The sequence below is a fragment of the Billgrantia sulfidoxydans genome (assembly GCF_017868775.1).
Taxonomy (GTDB): Bacteria; Pseudomonadota; Gammaproteobacteria; order Pseudomonadales; family Halomonadaceae; genus Halomonas; species Halomonas sulfidoxydans.
The window spans coordinates 1,336,383-1,355,502 of sequence record NZ_CP053381.1; the positions used below are offsets into that span (position 1 = coordinate 1,336,383).

Below are 19,120 nucleotides of genomic sequence, written 5' to 3' on the forward strand. Positions count from 1 at the left end.
AGCGCTTGTTAGCGATAAGGAAGGACCAGACTTGCCGCTCTCTTTGGAGAGCGGCTTGCCTATTTCGGCAACGCTTCCACCAGCCCCAGCGCCACGCAGAGGCGCACCAGCTCGGCCAGGCTGCCGGCGCCCAGCGCCTTCATGCCCCGCAGGCGATAGACCTCCACCGTCTTGGCGCTGACCTCGAGATGCTCGGCGATCTCGCGGCTGGTCAGACCTTCGGCGACGAGCACCAGGATCTCGCGCTCCTTGGGCCGCAGGGCGTTATAACGCTCGCGCAGGGCGTCGAGCCGTTCACGCACCGCGCGCTGGCGCTGATGCTCGGCCAGGGCCTGCTGAACGGCATCGATCAGCTGCTGGTGATTGAAGGGCTTCTCGATGAAGTCGAAGGCACCGGACTTGAGCGCGGCGACGGCCATGGGCACGTCGCCGTGGCCGGTCATGAAGATCACCGGCACGGTGGTGTCGCGCTCGTTGAGTCGCTGCTGGACCTGCAGGCCGGAGAGCCCCGGCATGCGTACGTCCAGCAGCACGGCGTCGAAGGCGTCCGGATCGGCGGCGAGGAATGCCTCGCCATCGGCGAAGGCGCGGGTGGCCAGCCCCACGGAGTCGAGCAGCCAGGCCAGCGAGTCGCGCAGCGCCTCGTCATCGTCGACCACGGCGATACAGGGGGCGGCGGTGGGCTCGGTCACGGCTGGCTCCGGGGCGGCTGTCGACGGTAAGAGGGGCTGGGCTCGGCCAGCAGTGTACCGGTAAAGGTGGCACCGTCGGAACCGTCGGCCAGGCTCAGGCTGCCGCCCATCGCTTCCATCAGCGAGCGGCTGATGGCGAGTCCCATGCCGAGCCCTTCCGGGCGGCTGGAGTGAAACGGTGTGAAGATCGCCTGTGCCTCGTCATGCGAGATGCCGGGGCCCTGGTCGCTGACGCGGAAGGTGACCTCGCGGCGCCCGCTCCGGTGTGCGTGAATTTCCACCCGTGTTGCGCCGGGGCGTTCGCGGCTCGCTTCCAGCGCGTTGAGCAGCAGGTTGACCAGTACCTGCTCCAGGGCGATGGGGTCGGCCTGGACGCGTGGAAGCGCTTCCTCCAGCTCGTGGTCGAGGGCAATGCCGGCCTGCTGGTACTGCCACTCGCACAGACGGCAGGCGGCGTCGACCACCTCGATCAGCGCGACCGGGCGCGGCCGGGTCTGGCCCTTGCGCACGAAGGTGCGGATGTGGCGCAGGCGCTCGCCCAGCCGCTGCACCTGCGCGTCGATGCGCTCGAGGGGCAGGGTCAGGTCTCTGGCCGGGCGCCCAGGGTCGGCACGCAGCTGGATCAATGCTCCGCTGACGTAGTTGGCGATGGCGCCCAGCGGCTGGTTGAGTTCGTGGGCGATATTGGAGGCCAGTTCGCCGGTGGTGGCCAGGCGGTTGGCGTGGGCGATCTGCTCCTGGTGGCGCCGGGCCTGTGCCTCGGCGGCCTTGCGCAGGCCGATGTCACGGTTGAGCAGGGAGAGGTGGTCGGGCTCGGCGCCGGGGCCGCGGTGGGCCAGCACCACGCTGAGCACCGGCACCGGCCCCCTGGGGCCCGGCATCTCCAGTTCGCCGCTCCAGGAGCCGTAGCGGGCCACGGCGGGCAGCACAATCTCGCGCAGGATGGAAAGCGATGCCGGCGTATAGGCCCGCTCGAGGCGGGCGTCGAGCCCTTCGCGCGGCAGGCCCAGCAGCCTCCTTGCCGCCTCGTTGGAGTAGAACAGCCGCTCGTCGCCGTCGCAGAACAGCACGTAGTCGGTGGTCGATTCCACCACTCGGGCCAGGCGTTCGCGGTTGGCCTCGGCGCGAATGCGCCGCCCCACGTCGCGGGAGACGCAGAGCACGTCGATCAGCTCGCCGCTGGCCGGGTCGCGGCGGGTGCGGCTGGTGGTCTCGAACCATACGTAGTGCCCATCCTTGGCGCGGAAACGGTAGGTCTGCTGGTAGAAGCCGTCGTGGTAGTAGACCCGCGGCGACTTGTTGAGCAGGTCGGCCAGGTCCGAGGGATGGAACAGGTCGTAGGCCGACACGCCGATCAGTTCCTCGGGTTCGTAGCCGAGCAGGTCGCGGGCGGCCTTCGAGGCGTAGAGGAAGGTGCCGTCGCGGGCGTGGCGCGAGATCAGGTCGGTGGTGCTCTCCGCCAGCCATTGATAGTGGCGCTTCTCCTCGTCGAGTTCGGTGACCCTCGTTTCGAGCGCGGTGCTGCGGGCCTCGAGCTCGGCCAGGCGTGCACGCAGCGCCTCGATCTCGCTTGCCATCAGCGCGCCGGGTCCACCCGACCGCCCAGCGAGGCGTTGCGCCGGAACCAGCCGGCAATGCTGGCCCGCGGCAGGCGGGTCGGCAGCACCTCGTGGGGCACGTCTTCGGAGAGAAAGCAGGCGAAGTTGCCGGCCTCGGGACGCACCCGGGCCACCTCCCGCTCGGGGTCGTCGACGGCGAAGATCGCCATCTCGCCGCCGCCGTCCGCGGGCCAGCCGGGGTTGAGGTAGCCTACCGTGGAGACGACCCGGTTGGCGCGCCCACGAAAGCTGTCGAGATGCTTCTTGTAGAAGGCGCCCGGCGGGTAGTGGGCGAAGTGGGCCTCGTATTCGAACAGCCCCAGGTACAGCGCCTGGTTCAGCTCGCGCTGCAGCTCGCCCATGGCCTCGAGATAGCGGCGCTGGGCCAGGCTCTCGCGGTCGAGCCAGCGAATGGCATCGCCGCGGATGTCGCGGCGCAGCTGGTGCTCGTCGCCGCGACCGATGCCGGCGGCGGCCAGTGCCTCGCGCTCGGCCATCTCCGCAAGCTCCCGATGCAGGTCGTGACACAGCTCGGCGTCGAGGAACCCCTCGCCGATGAACCAGCCCTGTTCCACCAGGGCATCGATCAACTGGGGCAGGGCGCTGGCCGCGAAGGCCGGGCGAGCAAGAAGCGGCATGGGCGAGGCGGAACCTCCGGGTCAGGCAGTCAGGAAAGGCGCGTCTCGGTCTTCGAGCTGCGCAGCAGGCGTTCGGGAAAATAGCATAGCCTGCCGTGGGGCGGCTCCTCGAACAAGCTGATGGGGCGCTCGAAACCCTCCGCCAGCAGCTCCACCAGCATCATCGCCGAGAGGCCCCAGATCACCTGGCCCTGGGTATGGTAGCTGGGCACGTAGTGGGGGCGGCCGTTCACCGGGATCACGTCGGTGTGGTGGCGACGATCCTCGAGGAACAGCGCGAGCGGCACCTCGAAAATGGCGTCGAGCTCGGTCGGGTCGGGTGCCAGCGGCAGGTCCGGCGGGATCAGGCCCACGTAGGGCGTGACCAGGATGCCGTGCAGCGAGATCACGTCCGACAGGCGGCCCAGCAGCTCGACCCGCTCCGGCGGCAGGGCGATCTCCTCGTGGGATTCGCGCAGGGCGGTGGCCAGCAGGTCGCGGTCGGCCTCTTCGCGCTTGCCGCCGGGAAACGCCACCTGCCCGCTGTGGGTGTTGAGATGGCCCGCCCGGCGGGTGAACAGCAGCGTCGGTTCGGGGCGGTCGACGATCGGCATCAGGACCGCGGCCTGGGGCATGTCGAGGCGCAGGCGGTGCGGAGCGTGCGCTTGCAGGCGCTGGCGAAGTTTCTCTAACATGGAGTTTCCATCGGCTTTGGTTCCTTCTACCCGGGGGCCTTCGCCGACGTCAAGCCTGCCAGGGAGACCCATGAACTTCTGCAGCCACTGTGGCCAACCCGTGCGCTTCGCGATCCCGGCAGGGGACGACCGGCCCAGGTACCTGTGCGACGCCTGCGGCTCGATCCACTACCAGAACCCGCGTATCGTGGCCGGCACGCTGCCGGTGAGCGGTTCGCGCGTGCTGCTCTGCCGCCGGGCGATCTCGCCGCGCAAGGGCTACTGGACCCTGCCGGCGGGGTTCATGGAAAACGCCGAGACCACCCTGGATGCCGCCGCCCGCGAGACCCGCGAGGAGGCCTGCGCCGAGGTCGACATCCATGGGCTCTACACCCTGATCAACCTGCCGCACATCAACCAGGTTTACATGATCTTCCGCGCCGACCTCGCCGGCAGTTTCTCGGCCGGGCCCGAGAGCCTCGAGGTGGCGCTGTTCGAGGAGCATGAGATCCCCTGGGACGAACTCGCCTTTCCCACCATCGAGCGCACCCTGCGCCACTTCTACGCCGATCGTGACAGCGATCACTACCCGCTGCACATCAGCGACATCACCGCCGAGGATCGCGAACGCTACTTTGGTTCCGCGTAAGGGGTTCGCATGACTGGGGTTCGGCCTGATGGCCAAGCGAGAAGGAGCGGGTAACGTGGACAAGTTCGAGCTGAAGCTGGACCAGGCGGCGCGTGCGGCCTGGCTCTCCTACGTGGGAGGGCGTACCCAGGACGAGATCGCCAGCCAGCTCGGCGTGTCGCGCCCCGGCGTGCAGCGGCTGCTGGCCCTGGCGCGACAGGAGGGGCTGGTCAAGGTGCATATCGATCATCCGCTGGCCAACTGCATGGTGATGTCGGACGCCATCCTGCAGCGCTTCGGGCTCGAATTCTGCGACGTGGTGCCGGCCGACCCGGAAGCCCCCGAGAGCAGCGCCCACTACCTGGCGGTGGCGGGGGCGGAGCGGCTGTCCAAGCTGATCGAGCGCTCCGAGCCGCTGACCCTGTCATTGGGCACCGGGCGCTCGGTGCGCGCCACGGTGGAGGCGCTCAGCCGCATCGAGCGGCCCCAGCACCGCTTCGTCTCGCTGGTCGGCAACGTCGCCCGCGACGGTTCCGCCAACCGCTATGACGGGGTGATGGTGCTGGCCGACAAGACCGGCGGCGAGCGTTTCCTGCTGCCGGCGCCGGTGGTGGCCGGCTCGGTGGAGGAGAAGGAGGCGATGCTCGGCCAGCGCCTGTTCCAGGCCATCGTCGAGGTCGCCAAGGACGCCGAGGCGGCCTATATCGGCGTGGGGCGCATCGACCGCCAGGCGACCCTGTTCCAGGATCACTTCATCAGCGAGGCCGAACTCGACGAGCTGCTTTCGCGCCAGGCCGTGGGTGAGCTGCTCGGCTGGCCGCTCGACCGCAACGGCGCCGTCATCGAGTGCTCCATCACCCGGCGCGTGACCAGCCTGCCGCTGACGATGTTCCGCGACCAGACCCTGGTCGCACTGGCCGGGGGCCGCGACAAGGGCCCGGCCATTCTCGCCGCGCTGCGCGGCGGCTGGCTCAAGGGGCTCATCACCGACGAGAACGCCGCCCGCTATATCCTCGAACACGAGTGCTGACCCGGCACGTTCCGAACATAGCCTAAAGTCTAAGGGCTTTTCTTTGCCTTTTCTCGCGCCGTGATCGATCATTTGATCGTTGACTGAGTAAATTGATCAAAACAACGACTCCGGCGACCAACAACAAGTGCCCCATGGGGCAAGCCCAGCACACAGGAGCCCGACATGAAGCTCGCTTACGCCTTTCCTCTGGCCGGTCTGGCCGTTGCCACTGCGGCCCAGGCCGAGACCATCACCGTGGCCACGGTCAACAACAACGACATGGTGATCATGCAGAGCCTGACCGAGGCCTTCGAGGAGGCCCATCCGGACATCGAGGTCAACTGGGTGGTGCTCGAGGAGAACGTGCTGCGTCAGCGCCTGACTACCGACATCGCCACCGACGGCGGTCAGTTCGACGTCATGACCATCGGCACCTACGAGGCACCGATCTGGGCCGAGCGCGGCTGGCTGGTCGCGCTCGATGACCTGCCCGAGGCCTACCGCGAGGATGACCTGCTCAAGCCGGTGCGCGACGGCCTCTCCCACGAGGGCACCCTCTACGCGCTGCCGTTCTACGCCGAGAGTTCGATGCTCTACTACCGCACCGACCTGTTCGAGGAGGCCGGCATCGAGATGCCCGAGCAGCCGAGCTGGGAGGAGGTGCGTGAATGGGCGGCCGAGCTGCACGATCCCGACAACCAGCTGGCCGGCATCTGCCTGCGTGGCAAGCCGGGCTGGGGCGAGAACATGGCGTTTGTCTCCACCCTGGTGAATACCTTCGGCGGACGCTGGTTCGACGAGGAGTGGAATCCCGAGCTCGACTCACCGGCCTGGCAGGAGGCGATCGCTTTCTACGTCGACCTGCTCGGCAACTATGGCCCGCCGGGGGCCAGCTCCAACGGTTTCAACGAGAACCTGGCGCTGTTCTCGCGCGGCAACTGCGCCATGTGGGTCGACGCCACCTCGGCCGCGGGCAAGCTCTACAACCCGGCCGAATCGCAGGTGGCCGATCGCCTCGGCTTCGCTCCGGCGCCGGTAGCCGAGACGCCCAAGGGGGCGCACTGGCTGTGGTCGTGGGCATTGGCCATCCCCGCCTCCTCGGAGAAGCAGGAGGCCGCCCAGGCCTTCCTGACCTGGGCCACCTCCCAGGAGTACATCGAACTCGTCGGCGAGAGCGAGGGCTGGACCAGCGTGCCGCCCGGCACACGCGAGTCGACCTACGAGAATGAGCGGTACCAGGAGGAGGCACCCTTCGCCGGCTTCGTCCTCGACGCCATCAATAGCGCCGATCCCACCGATTCGACGCTGGAGCCGAGCCCCTATGTCGGCGTGCAGTTCGTCGGCATCCCCGAGTTCCAGTCGATCGGCACCCAGGTGGGCCAGACCATCGCCTCGGCGCTGACCGGCGATACCAGCGTCGAGCAGGCGCTGCAGAGCGCCCAGCGCGCCACCGAGCGCACCATGCAGCGCGCCGGTTACTGATCCGGCGCACCCGACCTCGCCGGGGCCATGCCCCGGCGGCCAACCCCCAACCTGACGTGGTGATGTCATGAGCAAGACGCGCGCCTCGGGGCGTACCGTCGGCGGCCTGCGCTCGCTGTCCCTGCAGGCCCCTGCGGTCACGCTGTTGCTGCTGTGGATGCTGGTCCCACTGGGCATGACCGTATGGTTCTCGCTGCAGCGCTACAACCTGCTGATGCCCGGCATGGAGAGCTTTGCCGGCCTGGAGAACTACGAGTACCTGTTCACCGACCCGGCGCTGTGGCGTGCCATGGGCAATACCTTGCTGCTGGTGGGCTCGGTGCTGGTGATCACCGTGGGCGGCGGCGTGCTGCTGGCCGTGCTGTTCCAGCAGGAGTTTCCCGGCCGCGGCATCGCCCGGGTGCTGGCCATCTCGCCGTTCTTCGTCATGCCCACGGTCAGCGCGCTGGTGTGGAAGAACATGATGATGCACCCCTCCAATGGGGTGCTGGCGTGGCTCGCCGGGGTGTTCGGCCTGCCGGCGGTGGACTGGTTCTCGTCGCTGCCGCTGACCTCGATCATCATCATCGTTGCCTGGCAGTGGCTGCCGTTCGCGCTGCTGATCCTGCTCACTGCCATGCAGTCGCTCGACGACGACCAGGTCGAGGCGGCGCGCATGGACGGGGCGGGGCCCATCGCGGTGTTCTTCTACATCACGCTGCCGCACCTCAAGCGCGCCATCAGCGTGGTGATCATGATCGAGATGATCTTCCTGTTGACGATCTTCGCCGAGATCTACGTCACCACCTCCGGTGGGCCGGGGCTGGCCACCACCAATCTGGCCTTCCTGATCTACATCCAGGCGCTGCTCGACTTCGACGTCGGCCTGGCCTCCGCCGGCGGGGTAGTCGCCATCATCCTGGCCAATATCGTCGCCATCTTCCTGGTCCGGCTGGTGGCCAGGAACCTGGAAAGCTGAGGCGAGGAGCCGCTCATGACCACTTACAAGACCAAGCAGGCCCTGCCGGCCGAGGGACACCTGGCCACCACGCCAGCCAGCGAGGTGCGGGCCCGGCACACGCCGCTGGTGCCCAGCGTCGGTGCACGGCGGATCTGGCTCACGCTGCTGGGCTGGGGGATCGCACTGTTCATCTTCTTCCCCATCCTGTGGATGGTGCTGACCGGCTTCAAGAGCGAAGCCGAGGCAATCGCCGACCCCAGCCTGATCTTCACCCCGACGCTTGAGAGCTACGTCGCCGTGCAGGCCCGGGCCGACTACTTCAAGTTCGCCATGAACAGCGTGGTGGTGGCCTTCGGCTCGACCCTGCTGGCGCTGCTCATCGCCATACCATCGGCCTATGCCATGGCCTTCCTGCCCACCAAGCGCACCAAGGGCACGCTGCTGTGGATGCTCTCCACCAAGATGCTGCCGCCGGTGGGCGTGCTGGTGCCGATCTACCTGCTGTTCCGCGACGTCGGGCTGCTCGACACCCGCACCGGGCTGGTCATCGTCTACACCCTGATGAACCTGCCGATCGTGGTGTGGATGCTCTACACCTTCTTCAAGGACCTGCCGCGGGACATCCTCGAGGCGGGGCGCATGGACGGCGCCAGCACGCTGCAGGAGGTGCTCTACCTGCTGCTGCCGCTGACCCTGCCGGGCATCGCCTCCACCGGGCTGCTGTCGGTGATCTTGAGCTGGAACGAGGCGTTCTGGAGTCTCAACCTGACCTCCTCCAGCGCCGCCCCGCTCACCGCCTACATCGCCTCGTTCTCGAGCCCCGAGGGGTTGTTCTGGGCCAAGCTCTCCGCCGCTTCCACGATGGCCATCGCCCCGATCCTGGTGTTCGGCTGGCTCACCCAGAAACAGATGGTACGCGGCCTCACCTTCGGCGCCGTCAAGTAACGAGGTATTCCATGGCAACGCTACAGCTTCATAACATCGTCAAGCGCTTCGACGACACCGAGGTGATCAAGGGCGTCGACCTGGAGGTCAACGATCGCGAGTTCGTGGTCTTCGTCGGCCCCTCCGGCTGCGGCAAGTCGACCCTGCTGCGCATCATCGCCGGGCTCGAGAGCGCCACCAGCGGCGACATCATGATCGACGGCAAGCGCATCAACGAGGTCGGCCCCGCCGAGCGCGGCCTGGCGATGGTGTTCCAGAGCTACGCGCTCTACCCGCACATGACCGTCGAGGACAACATGGGCTTCAGCCTCAAGCTCGCCGGCGTACCCAAGGAGGAGCGTCGGCGCAAGGTGCGCGAGGCGGCCTCGATCCTGCAGCTCGAACCGCTGCTCGAACGCAAGCCCAAGGCGCTCTCCGGCGGCCAGCGCCAGCGCGTGGCCATCGGCCGCGCCATCGTGCGCAACCCCAGCATCTTCCTGTTCGACGAGCCGCTCTCCAACCTCGACGCCGCGCTGCGAGTGCAGATGCGCATCGAGCTGGCGCGCCTGCACGAGGAGCTCGACGCCACCATGATCTACGTCACCCACGACCAGATCGAGGCCATGACCATGGCCGACAAGATCGTCGTGCTGCAGGGCGGCGTGGTCGAGCAGGTGGGCTCGCCGATGGAGCTCTACCACCACCCGCGCAACCGCTTCGTGGCCGGCTTCATCGGTTCGCCGAAGATGAATTTCCTGCAGGTGAAGCTTGTGGAAGCCAGTCCCACAGGCGTCGAGGTTCGCTTGCCGGACGGTGCGACCTGCATAGTGCAGGTGGATGGCACTGGCCTGAACGATGAGTCACTGACGCTGGGCATACGCCCCGAGCACCTGCAGATCGATTCCGAAGGGCCGCTCTCGGGGCGCATCGAAGTGATCGAGCGTCTCGGCGGGGTCACCTCGCTCTACGTGCGCATGCAGGACACCCTGGTCACCGTGAGCGCCGACGGCAACGTCGAGAACCGGGTCGGCGATACCCTGCGCTTCGGCTTCGACCGCACCTGCGCCCATCTTTTCGATGCCGCGGACCTGGCCCTGCCCAGCCTGGCGCGCCACCCTCTGGCCGGGCTCAACCGCCAGGACAATCGTTCCCCGTCCGTGGCGGGCGGCCAATGAGCGGGGCGGGCATGGAGACACTGATCTTCGATTGCGACGGCGTGCTGGTGGACAGCGAGATCGTCGCCGAGGCCACGCTGGCCCAGCAGCTCGGCGAGCTGCTGCCGGACATCCCCGAGGACGTCGCCCTGCGCCAGGCGCTGGGCATGACCACCGCGGCGATCCTCGCGCAGCTGGAGCGGCAGAGCGTGCATCGGCTGCCGGCGGATGCGCTGGAGCGCATCGATGGCGCCATCGAGGCGCGTCTGGCCGAGGAGCTGCGTGCCGTCGAGGGGGTGGCGGAAACGCTGGCGCGGATCGAGCTGCCGCTGGCCATCGTCTCCAACAGCCGTCGCCGGCGGGTGCTGGCCTCGCTGGCCGTGACCGGACTCGACGCCCGGCTGGGCGAGGTGCCGCTGTTCACCGCCGACGAGGTCGAACGACCCAAGCCGGCCCCCGACCTCTACCTGCTGGCGGCGCGCCGGATGGGCCGGGCGCCGGGCGACTGCCTGGTGGTCGAGGACAGCGTTTCCGGCGTGACGGCGGCCCATGCCGCCGGCATGACGGTGATCGGCTTCACCGGCGCCAGCCATATCGAGGCGGGGCACGCCGAGCGGTTGCATCAGGCCGGGGCGTGGCGGGTCCTGCCGGCCATGCACGGTCTGGAGGCATTGATCCAGCAGTGGCGCGAGCAACGCCGCACCGGCGCGAAGGTGGCCACCAGCGAAACCAACGAGGAAAACCCGAGATGAAACTGCAGGACAAGGTGGCGGTAATCACCGGCGGCGCGCGCGGCATCGGCCTGGCCATCGCCGAGCGCTATCTCGCCGAGGGCGCACGGGTCGCCGTGGCCGATATCGACGTGGCGGCGGTGGAGGAAGCGGTGGCCGGCCTGAGTCCGCTGGGCGCCGAGCGCGTGATGGGCGTGCGCCTGGACGTCTGCGACGTCGACTCCATCCAGGCGATGGTCCAGGCGGTCACCCAGCACCTCGGTGCCATCGACATCCTGGTCAACAACGCCGCGGTATTCGACATGGCGCCGGTGCTCGAGGTCAGTGAAGCCAGCTTCGACCGCCAGTTCGCCGTCAACACCAAGGGCCTGTTCTTCACCCTTCAGGCGGTGGCCCGGCACATGGTGGCTCGCGGCGAGGGCGGGGCGATCATCAACATGGCCTCCCAGGCGGGGCGCCGCGGCGAGGCGCTGGTGAGCACTTACTGTGCCACCAAGGCCGCGGTGATCAGCCTGACTCAGTCGTGCGCACTCGACCTGATTCGCTACGGCATCCGGGTCAACGGCATCGCCCCGGGGGTGGTCGACACGCCGATGTGGGACGAGGTCGATGCGCTGTTCGCCCGCTACGAAAACCGACCGCTGGGCGAGAAGAAGCGCCTGGTCGGCGAGGCGGTGCCCTACGGCCGCATGGGGAAACCGGAGGATCACGCCGGGGCGGCGGTGTTCCTCGCCTCGGACGATAGTCACTATGTCATTGCTCAAACATTAAACGTGGACGGCGGTAACTGGATGAGCTGAAAAAATGAACCCCAATATCCATGACATGGCGGTGCGTTTATTGGAGGCCGCCGAGAACCGGCAACGCTTCATCGTCGCCCTGGCCGGGCCGCCGGGGGCGGGCAAGTCGTTCCTCTCCGAGTGGCTGTGCCGCGAACTCAACGAGCGGCAGGCGGGCATCGCCGCGGTGGTGCCGATGGACGGCTATCACCTCGACAACGCTATTCTCGAGCCGCTGGGGCAGCTGCCGATCAAGGGCGCCCCGGAGACCTTCGACCCCGACGGCCTCAGGCATGACCTGGAGCGCATTCGCCGCGCCGACAGGAGCGTAGCGGTGCCGGTGTTCGACCGCCCGCTGGACCTGGCCCGGGCCGGCGGACGCCTGATCACCCTCGAGCATCGCATCGTCATCGTCGAGGGCAACTACCTGCTGCTCGACCGCGACCCCTGGCGCGAACTCCACCCGCTGTTCGACATGACCCTGCTGCTCGAAGTGGCCGACGAAGTGCTCGAGGCGCGCCTGATCCAGCGCTGGTTGGGCATGGGCCAGGAGCAACAGGGCGCCGTCGACAAGGCGCGAAACAAGGACATGCTCAATGCCCGGCTGATCAAGCGCGAGTCCATCGCGCCGGACCTCTACTGGCGCTGACCCGCGACTCGCTCGGGCCGCCACCCATTTTTCGTTCATTGCCGCCTGCGGCAAGGAGTGCCCCTATGCCTGCTCTCAGCAACGCCACGCTTCAACGACTCGATCCGCGCATCGCCGTGCCGCGTTATGACCGTCGTGAGGTGACGCCGGGCATCGTCCATATCGGCGTCGGCGGTTTTCATCGCGCCCACCAAGCCATGTACCTCGACGAGCTGATGAATCGCGGCGAGGCGCTTGACTGGGGCATCGTCGGCGTCGGCGTGCTGCCGGGCGATCGCCGCATGCACGAGGTCCTGGCCGCTCAGGATCACCTCTACACCCTGGTAGTGAAGCACTCCGGCGGCGAGCGCGAGCCGCGGGTGATCGGCGCCATGCTCGACTACCTGTTCGCCCCCGACGACCCCGAAGCCGTCATCGAGCGCATGGCCGACCCCGCCATTCGCATCGTCTCGCTGACCGTGACCGAGGGGGGCTACAACTTCCATCCCGTCAGCGGCGAGTTCGACATCGACAACCGCGACGTCCAGCACGACCTGGACAACCCCGAGGCCTCGCGTACCGTATTTGGCCTGGTGGTCGAGGCCCTGGTGCGGCGGCGCGCGCGTGGCCTGGCGCCGTTCACGATCATGTCCTGCGACAACATCCAGGGCAACGGCGAGGTGGCCAGGCGCATGTTCGCCGCCTTCGCCCGGGCCCGTGACCCGGCGCTGGGCGAGTGGCTAGAGACCGAGGTGGCTTTCCCCAATGCCATGGTCGATCGCATTACGCCGGTCACCCAGGCGGACGACATCGCCGAGCTGGCCGGCGAGTTCGGCGTCGAGGATGCCTGGCCGGTGGTGTGCGAGCCCTTTACCCAATGGGTGCTGGAGGATCATTTCGCCTGCGGCCGGCCAGCCCTCGAGCAGGTCGGCGTGCAACTGGTCGAGGACGTGGTGTCCTATGAGCTGATGAAGCTGCGCCTGCTCAATGCCAGTCACCAGGCGCTGTGTTACTTCGGCACCCTGGCGGGCTATCGCTATGCTCACGAGGTGTGCCGCGATCCGCTGTTCGTCGACTTCCTGCTCGGCTACATGCGTCACGAGGGCAGCCCGACGCTGGCGCCGGTGCCGGGGGTGGATCTCGAACAGTACCGCCAGACCCTGATCGAGCGCTTCGCCAACCCCGAGATCAAGGACACCCTGGCGCGACTGTGCGCCGAAAGCTCCGATCGGATTCCCAAGTGGCTGGTGCCGGTGATTCGCGAGCAGCTCGAGGCAGGCGGCGAGATCCGCCGCAGCGCCGCGGTGGTGGCGAGCTGGGCGCGCTACGCCGAGGGCGTCGATGAGCAGGGCGAACCGATTGCGGTGGTCGACCGCCTCAAGGAGGAACTGATGGCCCTGGCCGCCGAGAATCGCACGCGGCCCACCGCCTTCATCGGCAACCGCGAGCTGTTCGGCGACCTGGTCGAGCACGAGCGCTTCCGCGACGCCTACCTGGCGGCGCTCGAGAGCCTGCACGAACGCGGCGCGCGCGCTACCCTTGAAACCCTGGTCGGGGAGTGAGGAGCGGCGGCATGTACATCGGGGTGGATTGCGGTACCCAGAGCACCAAGGTCGTGGTGGTCGACGTCGAGGGCGAGACGATCCTCGCCGAGGCGAGTCGTCCCCATCGCCTGGTGGAGGGGGCGAACGGGCGTCGCGAGCAGGCGCCGGAGGAGTGGCTCGAGGCCTTCCGCGGCGCCTTCGAGGAGGCCATGGGCCGGGCCGGCATCGCTCGCGGGGCGATCCGTGCCATCGGCGTCTCCGGCCAACAGCACGGCATGGTGGCACTGGATGCCGAAGGCCTGCCGGTGCATCCCGCCAAGCTGTGGTGCGACACCGAGACGGCGGCGCACAACGCCGCGCTGGTCGAGCGCCTGGGCGGGGCGGCGGGCTGTCTCGAGAAGCTCGGCCTGGTGCTGCAGACCGGCTACACCGCCTCCAAGCTCGCCTGGCTGCGCGATACCAACCCGGCTGCCTATCGACGTATCGACGCCATCCTGCTGCCCCACGACTACCTCAACTACTGGCTCACCGGCGAGAAGGTGGCGGAGGCGGGCGACGCTTCCGGCACCGGCTACTTCGATACCCGTTCGCGGCGCTGGCGCCGTGACGTCTTCGCCGCGATCGCCCCGGAGCTCGATCCCTCGCGTGTGCTGCCGCGCCTGATCGACTCCCGCGAGCCTGCCGGCACGCTGCGCCCGGAGGTCGCCCGCGAACTGGGGCTGGGCGAGGGCGTGCTGGTCGCGAGCGGAGGGGGCGACAACATGCTCGGTGCCATCGGCACCGGCAACATTGCCCCCGGCATCGTCACCCTGAGCCTTGGCACCTCGGGCACGGTGTGTGCCTATTCGCCCGAGCCGGTGCTTGCCGCGAGCGACATGGTGGCCAACTTCTGCGCCAGCCATGGCGGCTGGTTGCCGCTGATCTGCACCATGAACGTGACCTCCGCCAGTACCCTGGTGCGCGAACTCTTCGACCTCGACCTGGTCGCCTTCGGCGAGCGCCTGGCCGCCGCCCCGATCGGTGCCGAGGGCGTGACGGTGCTGCCGTTCTTCAACGGCGAGCGGGTCCCGGCGCTGCCGCACGCCTCGGCCAGCTTCCTGGGACTCGACAGCCGCAACCTGACCCAGGCCAACCTGTGCCGGGCGGTGGTGGAGAGCGCCACCTTCGGCCTGCGCTATGGCCTCGAACTGCTCGGACCGCTGGCCGCCGGGGCGAGCCAGATCCGCCTGATCGGCGGCGGCGCCAAGAGCCCGCTATGGCGCCAGATGGTGGCCGACGTGACGGCGACCCAGGTGGTCTGCCCGCAAGTGACAGATGCCGCCGCGCTCGGGGCGGCGCTCCAGGCGGCCTGGTGTGAGCGTCCGGACGCCACGCTGCCCGCGCTGTGCGAGCGTCTGGTGCATCTCGACGAGGCCTCGCTGGCCGAGCCGAAGGCGACCAGCGTAAGCGCCTACGAGACGGTCTACGCCCGCTATCGCGAGGCGCTGGCCGCCCAGCACGGCATTCCGGCCTGATCCCTTCCTTCCTCAGCCTACGGAGCATTTTCCATGACGACTCGACTCGACGCCCTCAAGCAACATTCGCTGGTCGTCGCCGACACCGGCGACCTCGAGGCCATTCGTCGCTACCAGCCGCAGGATGCCACTACCAATCCCTCGCTGCTGCTCAAGGCCTTCGACCTGCCGGGCTACCAGGCGCTGATCGAGGAAGAGCTCGCCGCGGTCAAGGGCGAGACCCGCGACCCGCGGGCCCGGATCGAGCGAGCCGTGGACCGCCTGGCCGTGGCCAAAGGGGCGGAAATTGCCAAGTGGGTGCCGGGGCGGGTGTCCACCGAAGTGGCCGCCAAGCTCTCCTTCGACACCGCGGCCAGCGTGCGCAAGGCCCATGAGCTGATCGAGCTGTACGAGCGCCGAGGCGTCGGCCGCGAGCGGGTGCTGATCAAGCTGGCTTCCACCTGGGAGGGCATTCGCGCCGCCGAACGACTCGAGCGGGAGGGCATCAACTGCAACCTCACGCTGCTGTTCAGCGACGCCCAGGCCCAGGCCTGCTTCGATGCCGGCGTGTTCCTGATCTCGCCGTTCGTCGGCCGGGTCACCGACTGGTACAAGAAGGAGACCGGCAAGGAGTACGCGCCGGATGAGGATCCCGGGGTGAAGTTCGTGCGCAGCGTGTGCGAGCGCGCCGGTCGTGGCGGCTATGACACCGTGGTGATGGGAGCGAGCTTTCGCACCAGCGGCCAGGTACTGGCGCTGGCCGGTTGTCATCGCCTGACGATCTCCCCGGCGCTGCTCGAAGAGCTGGCCTCGCAGCAGGGTGACGTCGACAAGCGGGTGACGTTCCCATCTCCCGGCGAGCGCCCCGCGCCGCTCACCGAGCCCGCGTTCCGCTGGCAGCACAACCAGGACGCCATGGCCAACGACAAGCTGGCCGAAGGCATTCGCCGCTTCGCCGAGGATCAGGAGCAGCTCGAACGGCGCATTGCCGAGCGGCTGGGCTGACCACAACGCATTCCCTTGTCCATGATCCAGATCAGGGTTTCGGCTTTCGGGCCGCAACCCTATCCGTTTGCGACACTGTTCTTGGTCCCGGCGACGGCCCGGATTGCTCTGTCGAAGGCGACTTAGGGGCTTTGCGAGGAGCTAAATGGAAAGAAGTCAGAATTTTCAATATTTTTTTGGTCTTAAATTCCAAGAATTTGCCTTATTGCAGGATAATAATGCTTTTTTTTGGCTTGCGAAGGCGCATTGACCGCTTTTTTTCGGCTCGGTACATATTGGCCTGCCAACCACAACAACCGAGAGAGCCAAGATGTTCGCGACCCGCAAGATCCTGCCACGCCTGAGCGCTCTGACTCTGGGGGTCTGCCTGATAGGCAGCACCCTGGCCGCCGAAGCCGCTACTCTGCGCCTGGCCACCGACTCCGGCACCCAGGGCTCGCCGGCTGGTGATACCCTCGACGAGTGGAGCCGACTGATCGAGGAGAAGTCGGGCGGTGAACTCGAGGTCGAGGTCTACTATCAGAACGAGCTGGGCGGCCAGCAGGAGGTCTTCGACTTGCTGGTGGCCGGCGGTATCGACATGATGCTCAGCTGGCCGATGACTGCCTACGACAAGCGCATCGGGATCATTTATACCCCCTACATGACGCTCTCCTGGGACGAGGCCATTGAGGCCTACAGCCCGGGTGGCTGGGTCAACGAGCTGCTCGGCGACGTCTTCGCCGACATCGGCCTGAAGTTCTTCGGCCCCTGGCCCGAGGGCTTCAACGGCGTGGCCTCGCGCGGTCAGTACGCGCTGGACATGGAGAGTGCCGACGGCCTGACCGTGCGCACCATGACCGTCTTCCCGGCCCCGCAGACCATGCAGGCGCTGGGCTACCAGACCGCCGCCATCGATTGGGGCGAGGTCTATACCGCCTTGCAGACCGGCGTGGTGGACGGCGAAGCGGGCAACGTCATCTACTGGCCCTACGAGTACTTCCGCGACACCTTGGACTACTACGTCCACACCAAGCACTTCTTCATGACTGGCATCCTGACCATGAACATGGGCTCCTACGAGCGCCTGAGCGAGGCGCACCAGCAGGTGGTCAGCGAGGCGGCCCGCGAGGTCATGGAGCAGCAGTTCGTCGACGCCCGCGAGCGCGACGAGCACTACATCGCCAAGGCGCAGGAAGAGGGCATGGAGTATTTCGCCTTGCCCGAGGAGACCCTCGAAGATTTTGCCCGCCGCGCCCGTGAGCAGGTCTGGCCGCTCATGGAGGAGGAGCTGGGTACCGAGATCATGGACACCGTCCGCGCCAACGCCACCCCGCTGTGACGTTCTCCTCCTGAACCCTGGCGCCGGCCCGTCTTCCGGGTCGGCGTCCCCGTTGTGAGGGCCCTCGCATGCAATCCTTCCTCAAGGCCTTGGACGAGAAGGTCGGCTGGCTGCTCAACGCCGTCGCCTTCGTGACGAGTCTGCTCGTCGTCGGGCTGATGCTATTCCTGATACTGGCACGCTATGTCTTCGGTTGGTCACTGGTCGGCACCCTGGAGCTGGTCATGCTCTTTGGCATGTGGCTCTACATGACCGGTGCGATGATCGCCAGCCGGCGCCGCGAACACCTGGTGGTGGACTTCCTCGAACTGCAACTGCGCGATGCGCGCCTCAAGGCGCTGCACAAGACCCTGGTAGCGGTGATCGTGGCCATCATCAGCGCCTGCTTCGTCTACTGGGCTCAGCGCATGCTGGCTTGGGGCATCGAGCGGCCTCAGCACACCCCGGAGCTGTCGATCCCGCTGTGGGTCTCCCAGGCGGCCATCATGCTCGCCAGCGTCGGCTGCTTCTGCTATGCCCTGCGCGATGTGTGGCAGGGCATCGCGGCACTCCGCGGTGCCCGTTCCGGCTATGCGATGGCCGGGGAGGAGTCGTGATGGAAGGCCTGTTCGCGATCCTGCTGCTGCTGCTCCTGATGGGACTGGGCGTGCCCGTCGCCTGGTCTTTCGCCGGGGTGTTGGCCTACCTGGCCATGGCCTACGACGCCAACCTCGATACCCTGATGATGCAGGGCTTCCGCTCGGTGGATTCGGTGATCCTGATCGCGCTGCCGCTGTTCGTGCTGACCGGTTACCTGATGCAGAGTGGTGGCATCGCCAGCCGCCTGGTCACCTTCATCGAGACCTTGGTGGGCCGGCGTCGCGGGGGAATGGGGGCGTCCATGGTGCTGGCCTCCGGGGTGTTCGGCGCCATCGCCGGCACCGCCACCGCGGCGGTGGCCTCCATCGGCACCATCATGATCGGCCCGCTGGAGCAGCGTGGCTACCCCCGCGGCTACTCCTCGGCGCTGCTCGGCATCTCCTCGCTGCTCGGCATTCTGATCCCGCCCTCCATCACCATGATCCTCTTCGCGGTGGTGACGCGACAGTCGGTAGCGGCGTTGTTCGCGGCCACGGTGGGCCCGGCGTTGCTGCTGATCGCGGGATTGATCCTTGCCAACCGCTTCGCCGCGGGCCGGCTGTTCCAGGAGATCGCCAGCGAGGGCCTGGCCAGCGGCCAGGCGCCCTCCAAAGTGCGGGCCACCTGGCGGGCACTGCCGGCGTTGAGCCTGCCGTTCATCATCCTCGGCGGCATCTACGGTGGTGTCTTCACACCTACCGAGGCGGCGGCCGTGGCGGCCTTTGCGGCCATCGTCATCGGCTTCCTGGTCTACCGTGACCAGTCGTTCAAGCACTTTTCGCGCAGCGTGATCGCCGCCTCGGAGACCACCGGCTCGATCATCCTGATCTTGTTGTTCTCCTTCATGATCGGCCGAATCCTGGCCTTCGAGCGCGTGCCGCAGGACCTCACCGAGCTGATCACCACCCTGATCGATAATCCCTTGCTGATCCTGATCGCGGTGAATATCTTCCTGATCGTGGCCGGCGCCATCCTCGACGACGTTTCGGTAACGGTGGTAGTGGCCCCGCTGTTCCTGCCGCTGATGGTGGACACCGGCATTCATCCGGTGCATTTCGGTGCGATCGTCGCTTGCTCGGTGGTGATCGGCGCCAACAGCCCGCCGGTGGCGCCGATCCTCTACATGGCCTGCCGCATCGGCCGGGTGTCGATTCACAAGACCTTCGCGCCGGCGCTGCAACTGATCGCCTTCGTGGGTATACCAATAATGCTGGTGACCACCTTCGTGCCCGAGCTGTCGCTGTTCCTTCCGCGTCTGCTGGGCTTTCTCTAAGGCACAA

Annotated in this window: 19 protein-coding genes; 15 read left to right on the plus strand and 4 right to left on the minus strand. The window is 67.4% G+C overall.

Annotation, left to right across the window (positions count from 1 at the left end; all coding sequences use genetic code 11):
* Positions 1-59 precede the first annotated feature (59 nt).
* From HNO51_RS06305 to HNO51_RS06320, 4 genes are read right to left on the minus strand one after another with little or no spacing between them, the layout of a single operon-like run.
* Positions 60-692, minus strand: coding sequence for a response regulator transcription factor (locus HNO51_RS06305; protein ID WP_209538777.1), 633 nt, complete (start codon positions 690-692; stop codon positions 60-62).
* Positions 689-2,269 (minus strand): PAS domain-containing sensor histidine kinase, encoded by a 1,581-nt coding sequence (locus tag HNO51_RS06310; RefSeq protein ID WP_197450188.1) that lies wholly within the window; start codon positions 2,267-2,269, stop codon positions 689-691. Before HNO51_RS06310 ends, HNO51_RS06305 begins: the two co-directional genes overlap by 4 nt.
* Positions 2,269-2,928 carry a 2OG-Fe(II) oxygenase gene (locus HNO51_RS06315; RefSeq protein WP_209538778.1) on the minus strand — a complete coding sequence of 220 codons (660 nt, stop codon included), beginning with the start codon at positions 2,926-2,928 and terminating at the stop codon, positions 2,269-2,271. Before HNO51_RS06315 ends, HNO51_RS06310 begins: the two co-directional genes overlap by 1 nt.
* A gap of 29 nt (positions 2,929-2,957) precedes the next feature.
* A complete protein-coding gene (locus tag HNO51_RS06320) occupies positions 2,958-3,602 on the minus strand; it encodes a CoA pyrophosphatase (RefSeq protein WP_209538779.1) in 645 nt (214 codons plus the stop codon).
* Positions 3,603-3,672: 70 nt separating this feature from the next.
* Between HNO51_RS06320 and HNO51_RS06325 the strand changes: the two genes are divergently transcribed.
* The 15 genes from HNO51_RS06325 (at position 3,673) to HNO51_RS06395 (ending at position 19,113) form a co-directional block, all read left to right on the plus strand.
* Positions 3,673-4,230: an NUDIX hydrolase gene (locus HNO51_RS06325; RefSeq protein ID WP_209538780.1), complete on the plus strand. Its 558-nt coding sequence runs from the start codon at positions 3,673-3,675 to the stop codon at positions 4,228-4,230.
* A gap of 55 nt (positions 4,231-4,285) precedes the next feature.
* Positions 4,286-5,239, plus strand: a complete 954-nt coding sequence (locus HNO51_RS06330; RefSeq protein WP_197450192.1) for a sugar-binding transcriptional regulator — start codon at positions 4,286-4,288, stop codon at positions 5,237-5,239.
* Between the two features lie 165 nt (positions 5,240-5,404).
* A complete protein-coding gene (locus tag HNO51_RS06335; protein WP_197450193.1) occupies positions 5,405-6,703 on the plus strand; it encodes an ABC transporter substrate-binding protein in 1,299 nt (432 codons plus the stop codon).
* A 67-nt stretch (positions 6,704-6,770) separates the two neighbouring features.
* Positions 6,771-7,661, plus strand: a complete 891-nt coding sequence (locus HNO51_RS06340) for a carbohydrate ABC transporter permease (protein ID WP_197450194.1) — start codon at positions 6,771-6,773, stop codon at positions 7,659-7,661.
* A 15-nt stretch (positions 7,662-7,676) separates the two neighbouring features.
* Positions 7,677-8,588 (plus strand): carbohydrate ABC transporter permease, encoded by a 912-nt coding sequence (locus tag HNO51_RS06345; RefSeq protein ID WP_242597218.1) that lies wholly within the window; start codon positions 7,677-7,679, stop codon positions 8,586-8,588.
* 11 nt (positions 8,589-8,599) lie between these two features.
* Complete coding sequence (locus tag HNO51_RS06350) at positions 8,600-9,742, plus strand: ABC transporter ATP-binding protein (RefSeq protein ID WP_209538781.1); 1,143 nt, start codon at positions 8,600-8,602, stop codon at positions 9,740-9,742.
* Between the two features lie 11 nt (positions 9,743-9,753).
* Positions 9,754-10,473, plus strand: coding sequence for an HAD family hydrolase (locus HNO51_RS06355; protein WP_197450196.1), 720 nt, complete (start codon positions 9,754-9,756; stop codon positions 10,471-10,473).
* Positions 10,470-11,252 carry an L-iditol 2-dehydrogenase gene (locus HNO51_RS06360; protein WP_197450197.1) on the plus strand — a complete coding sequence of 261 codons (783 nt, stop codon included), beginning with the start codon at positions 10,470-10,472 and terminating at the stop codon, positions 11,250-11,252. The genes HNO51_RS06355 and HNO51_RS06360 overlap by 4 nt, the downstream gene beginning before the upstream one ends.
* A 4-nt stretch (positions 11,253-11,256) precedes the next feature.
* Positions 11,257-11,880 carry a nucleoside triphosphate hydrolase gene (locus tag HNO51_RS06365; protein ID WP_197450198.1) on the plus strand — a complete coding sequence of 208 codons (624 nt, stop codon included), beginning with the start codon at positions 11,257-11,259 and terminating at the stop codon, positions 11,878-11,880.
* 65 nt (positions 11,881-11,945) lie between these two features.
* A complete protein-coding gene (locus HNO51_RS06370; protein WP_209538782.1) occupies positions 11,946-13,421 on the plus strand; it encodes a mannitol dehydrogenase family protein in 1,476 nt (491 codons plus the stop codon).
* An 11-nt stretch (positions 13,422-13,432) separates the two neighbouring features.
* The gene (xylB, locus tag HNO51_RS06375; RefSeq protein ID WP_197450200.1) at positions 13,433-14,917 is read left to right on the plus strand and encodes a xylulokinase; all 1,485 of its coding nucleotides are present in this window, start codon (positions 13,433-13,435) and stop codon (positions 14,915-14,917) included.
* A 33-nt stretch (positions 14,918-14,950) separates the two neighbouring features.
* Positions 14,951-15,901 (plus strand): transaldolase, encoded by a 951-nt coding sequence (gene tal / locus HNO51_RS06380; RefSeq protein WP_209538783.1) that lies wholly within the window; start codon positions 14,951-14,953, stop codon positions 15,899-15,901.
* A gap of 310 nt (positions 15,902-16,211) precedes the next feature.
* Positions 16,212-17,222, plus strand: a complete 1,011-nt coding sequence (gene dctP / locus HNO51_RS06385; protein ID WP_197450202.1) for a TRAP transporter substrate-binding protein DctP — start codon at positions 16,212-16,214, stop codon at positions 17,220-17,222.
* A gap of 68 nt (positions 17,223-17,290) precedes the next feature.
* The gene (locus HNO51_RS06390; RefSeq protein ID WP_197450203.1) at positions 17,291-17,818 is read left to right on the plus strand and encodes a TRAP transporter small permease; all 528 of its coding nucleotides are present in this window, start codon (positions 17,291-17,293) and stop codon (positions 17,816-17,818) included.
* Positions 17,818-19,113, plus strand: a complete 1,296-nt coding sequence (locus HNO51_RS06395) for a TRAP transporter large permease (protein ID WP_197450204.1) — start codon at positions 17,818-17,820, stop codon at positions 19,111-19,113. The genes HNO51_RS06390 and HNO51_RS06395 overlap by 1 nt, the downstream gene beginning before the upstream one ends.
* Positions 19,114-19,120: the final 7 nt, after the last annotated feature.